The sequence below is a fragment of the Neisseria sp. HMSC068C12 genome (assembly GCF_001814095.1).
In the GTDB taxonomy this organism is placed as follows: Bacteria; Pseudomonadota; Gammaproteobacteria; order Burkholderiales; family Neisseriaceae; genus Neisseria; species Neisseria perflava.
Genome location: NZ_KV814786.1, coordinates 1 through 6,429 on the forward strand (window position 1 = coordinate 1; position 6,429 = coordinate 6,429).

At 49.9% G+C, this 6,429-nt stretch carries 1 protein-coding gene, 2 tRNA genes and 3 rRNA genes; all 6 read left to right on the forward strand.

Going from position 1 to position 6,429, the window contains the following annotated elements; all coding sequences use genetic code 11:
* Nucleotides 1–282: 282 nt before the first annotated feature.
* Nucleotides 283–1,823: ribosomal RNA gene (locus HMPREF2952_RS01865) — 16S ribosomal RNA — on the forward strand.
* Between the two features lie 105 nt (nucleotides 1,824–1,928).
* A tRNA-Ile gene (locus tag HMPREF2952_RS01870) sits at nucleotides 1,929–2,005 on the forward strand.
* 5 nt (nucleotides 2,006–2,010) lie between these two features.
* Nucleotides 2,011–2,086, forward strand: a tRNA-Ala gene (locus tag HMPREF2952_RS01875).
* A gap of 348 nt (nucleotides 2,087–2,434) precedes the next feature.
* Nucleotides 2,435–5,323, forward strand: a 23S ribosomal RNA gene (locus HMPREF2952_RS01880).
* Between the two features lie 96 nt (nucleotides 5,324–5,419).
* Nucleotides 5,420–5,533, forward strand: a 5S ribosomal RNA gene (gene rrf, locus HMPREF2952_RS01885).
* Together the 16S, 23S and 5S rRNA genes with 2 tRNA genes alongside form the textbook arrangement of a ribosomal RNA operon.
* 316 nt (nucleotides 5,534–5,849) lie before the next feature.
* Nucleotides 5,850–6,137 (forward strand): ComEA family DNA-binding protein, encoded by a 288-nt coding sequence (locus HMPREF2952_RS01895; protein WP_004520163.1) that lies wholly within the window; start codon nucleotides 5,850–5,852, stop codon nucleotides 6,135–6,137.
* Nucleotides 6,138–6,429: the final 292 nt, after the last annotated feature.

Sequence of the window (6,429 nt, forward strand, 5' to 3'; positions counted from 1 at the left end):
GTGTTGACTGGTTTTGTAGGTAGGCGTATAGTTCGGTTCTTCGCTGCTGATGCGGTGAAGAAAACGAAGCAGACAGTATAACACAGTTAGTTAGAATTTTCGATAATTTTAGTTGACATTTGCTAAATGTACTGTATAATTCGATTCGCTCTTTAAAAAACAGATTACCGATAAGTGTGAGTGCATTAGGCCTCACACTGTTTGAAAGACAGACAAGATGATGTTTTAGACATTGTCCTGTCGGTTTCTTTGAAGCAGACCAGAAGTTATAAGTTAGAGATTGAACATAAGAGTTTGATCCTGGCTCAGATTGAACGCTGGCGGCATGCTTTACACATGCAAGTCGGACGGCAGCACAGAGAAGCTTGCTTCTTGGGTGGCGAGTGGCGAACGGGTGAGTAATATATCGGAACGTACCGAGTAATGGGGGATAACTAATCGAAAGATTAGCTAATACCGCATATTCTCTGAGGAGGAAAGCAGGGGACCTTCGGGCCTTGCGTTATTCGAGCGGCCGATATCTGATTAGCTAGTTGGTGGGGTAAAGGCCTACCAAGGCGACGATCAGTAGCGGGTCTGAGAGGATGATCCGCCACACTGGGACTGAGACACGGCCCAGACTCCTACGGGAGGCAGCAGTGGGGAATTTTGGACAATGGGCGCAAGCCTGATCCAGCCATGCCGCGTGTCTGAAGAAGGCCTTCGGGTTGTAAAGGACTTTTGTCAGGGAAGAAAAGGCTGTTGCTAATACCGACAGCTGATGACGGTACCTGAAGAATAAGCACCGGCTAACTACGTGCCAGCAGCCGCGGTAATACGTAGGGTGCGAGCGTTAATCGGAATTACTGGGCGTAAAGCGAGCGCAGACGGTTACTTAAGCAGGATGTGAAATCCCCGGGCTCAACCTGGGAACTGCGTTCTGAACTGGGTGACTAGAGTGTGTCAGAGGGAGGTAGAATTCCACGTGTAGCAGTGAAATGCGTAGAGATGTGGAGGAATACCGATGGCGAAGGCAGCCTCCTGGGATAACACTGACGTTCATGCTCGAAAGCGTGGGTAGCAAACAGGATTAGATACCCTGGTAGTCCACGCCCTAAACGATGTCAATTAGCTGTTGGGCAACTTGATTGCTTAGTAGCGTAGCTAACGCGTGAAATTGACCGCCTGGGGAGTACGGTCGCAAGATTAAAACTCAAAGGAATTGACGGGGACCCGCACAAGCGGTGGATGATGTGGATTAATTCGATGCAACGCGAAGAACCTTACCTGGTCTTGACATGTACGGAATCCTCCAGAGACGGAGGAGTGCCTTCGGGAACCGTAACACAGGTGCTGCATGGCTGTCGTCAGCTCGTGTCGTGAGATGTTGGGTTAAGTCCCGCAACGAGCGCAACCCTTGTCATTAGTTGCCATCATTTAGTTGGGCACTCTAATGAGACTGCCGGTGACAAGCCGGAGGAAGGTGGGGATGACGTCAAGTCCTCATGGCCCTTATGACCAGGGCTTCACACGTCATACAATGGTCGGTACAGAGGGTAGCCAAGCCGCGAGGTGGAGCCAATCTCACAAAACCGATCGTAGTCCGGATTGCACTCTGCAACTCGAGTGCATGAAGTCGGAATCGCTAGTAATCGCAGGTCAGCATACTGCGGTGAATACGTTCCCGGGTCTTGTACACACCGCCCGTCACACCATGGGAGTGGGGGATACCAGAAGTAGGTAGGGTAACCGCAAGGAGCCCGCTTACCACGGTATGCTTCATGACTGGGGTGAAGTCGTAACAAGGTAGCCGTAGGGGAACCTGCGGCTGGATCACCTCCTTTCTAGAGAAAGAAGAGGCCTGATGCATTCACACTTATCGGTAAACTGTAAAAGATGCGGAAGAGAAAAGCTTGAGTGAAGACAAGATTCGCTTAAGAAGAGAATCCGGGTTTGTAGCTCAGCTGGTTAGAGCACACGCTTGATAAGCGTGGGGTCGGAGGTTCAAGTCCTCCCAGACCCACCAAGAACGGGGGCATAGCTCAGTTGGTAGAGCACCTGCTTTGCAAGCAGGGGGTCATCGGTTCGATCCCGTTTGCCTCCACCAAGAACTTTACAAATCAAAGGAAGCCTGCTATACTTAGCAGCTTATTTTGATTTGCGAAGTGAAATATTGACGCATCGATCTTTAACAAATTGGAAAGCCGAAATCAACAAACAAAGACAATGAGTTTGTTTTAATTTTTTGTTCTTTGCAAAGGATGAAAAATCTCTCGCAAGAGAAAAGGAAACAAACACAGTATTTGGGTGATGATTGTATCGACTTAATCCTGAAACACAAAAGGCAGGATTAAGACACAACAAAGCAGTAAGCTTTATCAAAGTAGGAATTTCAAGTTTGCTTCCCTAGTCAACGGGTAGGCAAACGAAGTCAAAGAGGTTCTTGAAATGATAGAGTCAAGTGAATAAGTGCATCAGGTGGATGCCTTGGCGATGATAGGCGACGAAGGACGTGTAAGCCTGCGAAAAGCGTGGGGGAGCTGGCAATAAAGCTATGATCCCGCGGTGTCCGAATGGGGAAACCCACCTCTTAGGAGGTATCCTTATCTGAATACATAGGATAAGCGAAGCGAACCCGGAGAACTGAACCATCTAAGTACCCGGAGGAAAAGAAATCAACCGAGATTCCGCAAGTAGTGGCGAGCGAACGCGGAGGAGCCTGTACGTGATAACTGTCGAGATAGAAGAACAAGCTGGGAAGCTTGACCATAGTGGGTGATAGTCCCGTATTCGAAATCTCAATAGTGGTACTAAGCGTACGAAAAGTAGGGCGGGACACGTGAAATCCTGTCTGAATATGGGGGGACCATCCTCCAAGGCTAAATACTCATCATCGACCGATAGTGAACCAGTACCGTGAGGGAAAGGCGAAAAGAACCCCGGGAGGGGAGTGAAATAGAACCTGAAACCTGATGCATACAAACAGTGGGAGCACCCTTGTGGTGTGACTGCGTACCTTTTGTATAATGGGTCAACGACTTACATTCAGTAGCGAGCTTAACCGAATAGGGGAGGCGTAGGGAAACCGAGTCTTAATAGGGCGAACAGTTGCTGGGTGTAGACCCGAAACCGAGTGATCTATCCATGGCCAGGTTGAAGGTGCCGTAACAGGTACTGGAGGACCGAACCCACGCATGTTGCAAAATGCGGGGATGAGCTGTGGATAGGGGTGAAAGGCTAAACAAACTCGGAGATAGCTGGTTCTCCCCGAAAACTATTTAGGTAGTGCCTCGAGCAAGACACTGATGGGGGTAAAGCACTGTTATGGCTAGGGGGTTATTGCAACTTACCAACCCATGGCAAACTAAGAATACCATCAAGTGGTTCCTCGGGAGACAGACAGCGGGTGCTAACGTCCGTTGTCAAGAGGGAAACAACCCAGACCGCCAGCTAAGGTCCCAAATGATAGATTAAGTGGTAAACGAAGTGGGAAGGCCCAGACAGCCAGGATGTTGGCTTAGAAGCAGCCATCATTTAAAGAAAGCGTAATAGCTCACTGGTCGAGTCGTCCTGCGCGGAAGATGTAACGGGGCTCAAATCTATAACCGAAGCTGCGGATGCCAGTTTACTGGCATGGTAGGGGAGCGTTCTGTAGGCCAATGAAGGTGCATTGTAAAGTGTGCTGGAGGTATCAGAAGTGCGAATGTTGACATGAGTAGCGATAAAGCGGGTGAAAAGCCCGCTCGCCGAAAGCCCAAGGTTTCCTACGCAACGTTCATCGGCGTAGGGTGAGTCGGCCCCTAAGGCGAGGCAGAAATGCGTAGTCGATGGGAAACAGGTTAATATTCCTGTACTTGATTCAAATGCGATGTGGGGACGGAGAAGGTTAGGTTAGCAAGCTGTTGGAATAGCTTGTTTAAGCCGGTAGGTGGAAGACTTAGGCAAATCCGGGTCTTCTTAACACCGAGAAGTGACGACGAGTGTCTACGGACATGAAGTAACCGATACCACGCTTCCAGGAAAAGCCACTAAGCTTCAGTTTGAATCGAACCGTACCGCAAACCGACACAGGTGGGCAGGATGAGAATTCTAAGGCGCTTGAGAGAACTCGGGAGAAGGAACTCGGCAAATTGATACCGTAACTTCGGGAGAAGGTATGCCCTCTAAGGTTAAGGACTTGCTCCGTAAGCCCTGGAGGGTCGCAGAGAATAGGTGGCTGCGACTGTTTATTAAAAACACAGCACTCTGCTAACACGAAAGTGGACGTATAGGGTGTGACGCCTGCCCGGTGCTGGAAGGTTAATTGAAGATGTGCAAGCATCGGATCGAAGCCCCAGTAAACGGCGGCCGTAACTATAACGGTCCTAAGGTAGCGAAATTCCTTGTCGGGTAAGTTCCGACCCGCACGAATGGCGTAACGATGGCCACACTGTCTCCTCCCGAGACTCAGCGAAGTTGAAGTGGTTGTGAAGATGCAATCTACCCGCTGCTAGACGGAAAGACCCCGTGAACCTTTACTGTAGCTTTGCATTGGACTTTGAAGTCACTTGTGTAGGATAGGTGGGAGGCTTTGAAGCAGAGACGCCAGTCTCTGTGGAGCCGTCCTTGAAATACCACCCTGGTGTCTTTGAGGTTCTAACCCAGACCCGTAATCCGGGTCGGGGACCGTGCATGGTAGGCAGTTTGACTGGGGCGGTCTCCTCCCAAAGAGTAACGGAGGAGTTCGAAGGTTACCTAGGTCCGGTCGGAAATCGGACTGATAGTGCAATGGCAAAAGGTAGCTTAACTGCGAGACCGACAAGTCGAGCAGGTGCGAAAGCAGGACATAGTGATCCGGTGGTTCTGTATGGAAGGGCCATCGCTCAACGGATAAAAGGTACTCCGGGGATAACAGGCTGATTCCGCCCAAGAGTTCATATCGACGGCGGAGTTTGGCACCTCGATGTCGGCTCATCACATCCTGGGGCTGTAGTCGGTCCCAAGGGTATGGCTGTTCGCCATTTAAAGTGGTACGTGAGCTGGGTTTAAAACGTCGTGAGACAGTTTGGTCCCTATCTGCAGTGGGCGTTGGAAGTTTGACGGGGGCTGCTCCTAGTACGAGAGGACCGGAGTGGACGAACCTCTGGTGTACCGGTTGTAACGCCAGTTGCATAGCCGGGTAGCTAAGTTCGGAAGAGATAAGCGCTGAAAGCATCTAAGCGCGAAACTCGCCTGAAGATGAGACTTCCCTTGTGGTTTAACCACACTAAAGAGTCGTTCGAGACCAGGACGTTGATAGGTGGGGTGTGGAAGCGCGGTAACGCGTGAAGCTAACCCATACTAATTGCTCGTGAGGCTTGACTCTATCATTTGAAGAACTTCAAGAGATAAAAGCTTACTGACTGATTCAGTCATCACCAAATATATTGATTAAGGCTTTACCGATTTGTAACAGTTTAAGTTTGGCGGCCATAGCGAGTTGGTCCCACGCCTTCCCATCCCGAACAGGACCGTGAAACGACTCAGCGCCGATGATAGTGTGGTTCTTCCATGTGAAAGTAGGTCACCGCCAAACACTCATTCCGAAGCCCCCGACTGATGTCGGGGGCTTTTTACATGCCTGTCGGTTCTGTCGGTTTGATGACTCATGCATTCTTGTTGTTTAAATTAAAGGATGATAACTATGTTGTTATTCTTGAACATAAAGTGCCGAAAGTTACGGTTAACTGTTTAGAATATTTGAAATCGAACGGTATTTGCGTTATTATGTCGTATGCATTTATATGGAATAGGGCCGTGTTCTACTGTCGTGTGGCAGTGTCTGCGGGGAAGTAAAACTGTCCTGCAGCCGGCCCGGTTGATTCAATCCAACACGTTATAGGAAAACCCTGATGAAGAAATTTTTATTTGGTGTCTTTGCCGCCGTGTGTACGGCATTCTCTTTGGCTGCCGTGAACGTCAATACGGCCTCTTCTGCCGAACTGGAGGCATTGCCGGGTATCGGCCCGGCTAAGGCGAAAGCGATTGTGGAATATCGTCAGAAGAACGGTGCGTTCAAATCGGTGGAGGAGCTGAAAAACGTGAAGGGCATCGGTGATGCGGTGCTGAACAAGTTGAAGGCGGAGGCGACGGTTTCTTCTGCCGCGCCTAAGGCCGCGCAGCCTGCCGTGAAAAAATAAGTCTGACGGACGTTTGTGCCGTATATGCCGCCCCGAGGCCGAACCGTTTGCCGGTTGGGCCACGGGGCGGCTTTGTTTGGGGGTGGGAATAAAACTTGAACCAGTGGAGACTTTACATGGGGTGAAGGGATAAACGGATAGGGTGCCTCTTGTTGGATAGAGATATAGAAGATAAAGGGAAGAAAGATATGTACTTAAAGGCATTTGACAGAAAATGGGATAGGGCAACTGTGCAGAGGGGCTACTCCTTGATACAGCTGCTGGTGGTGATGCTGCTGGTTTCGATCTTGGC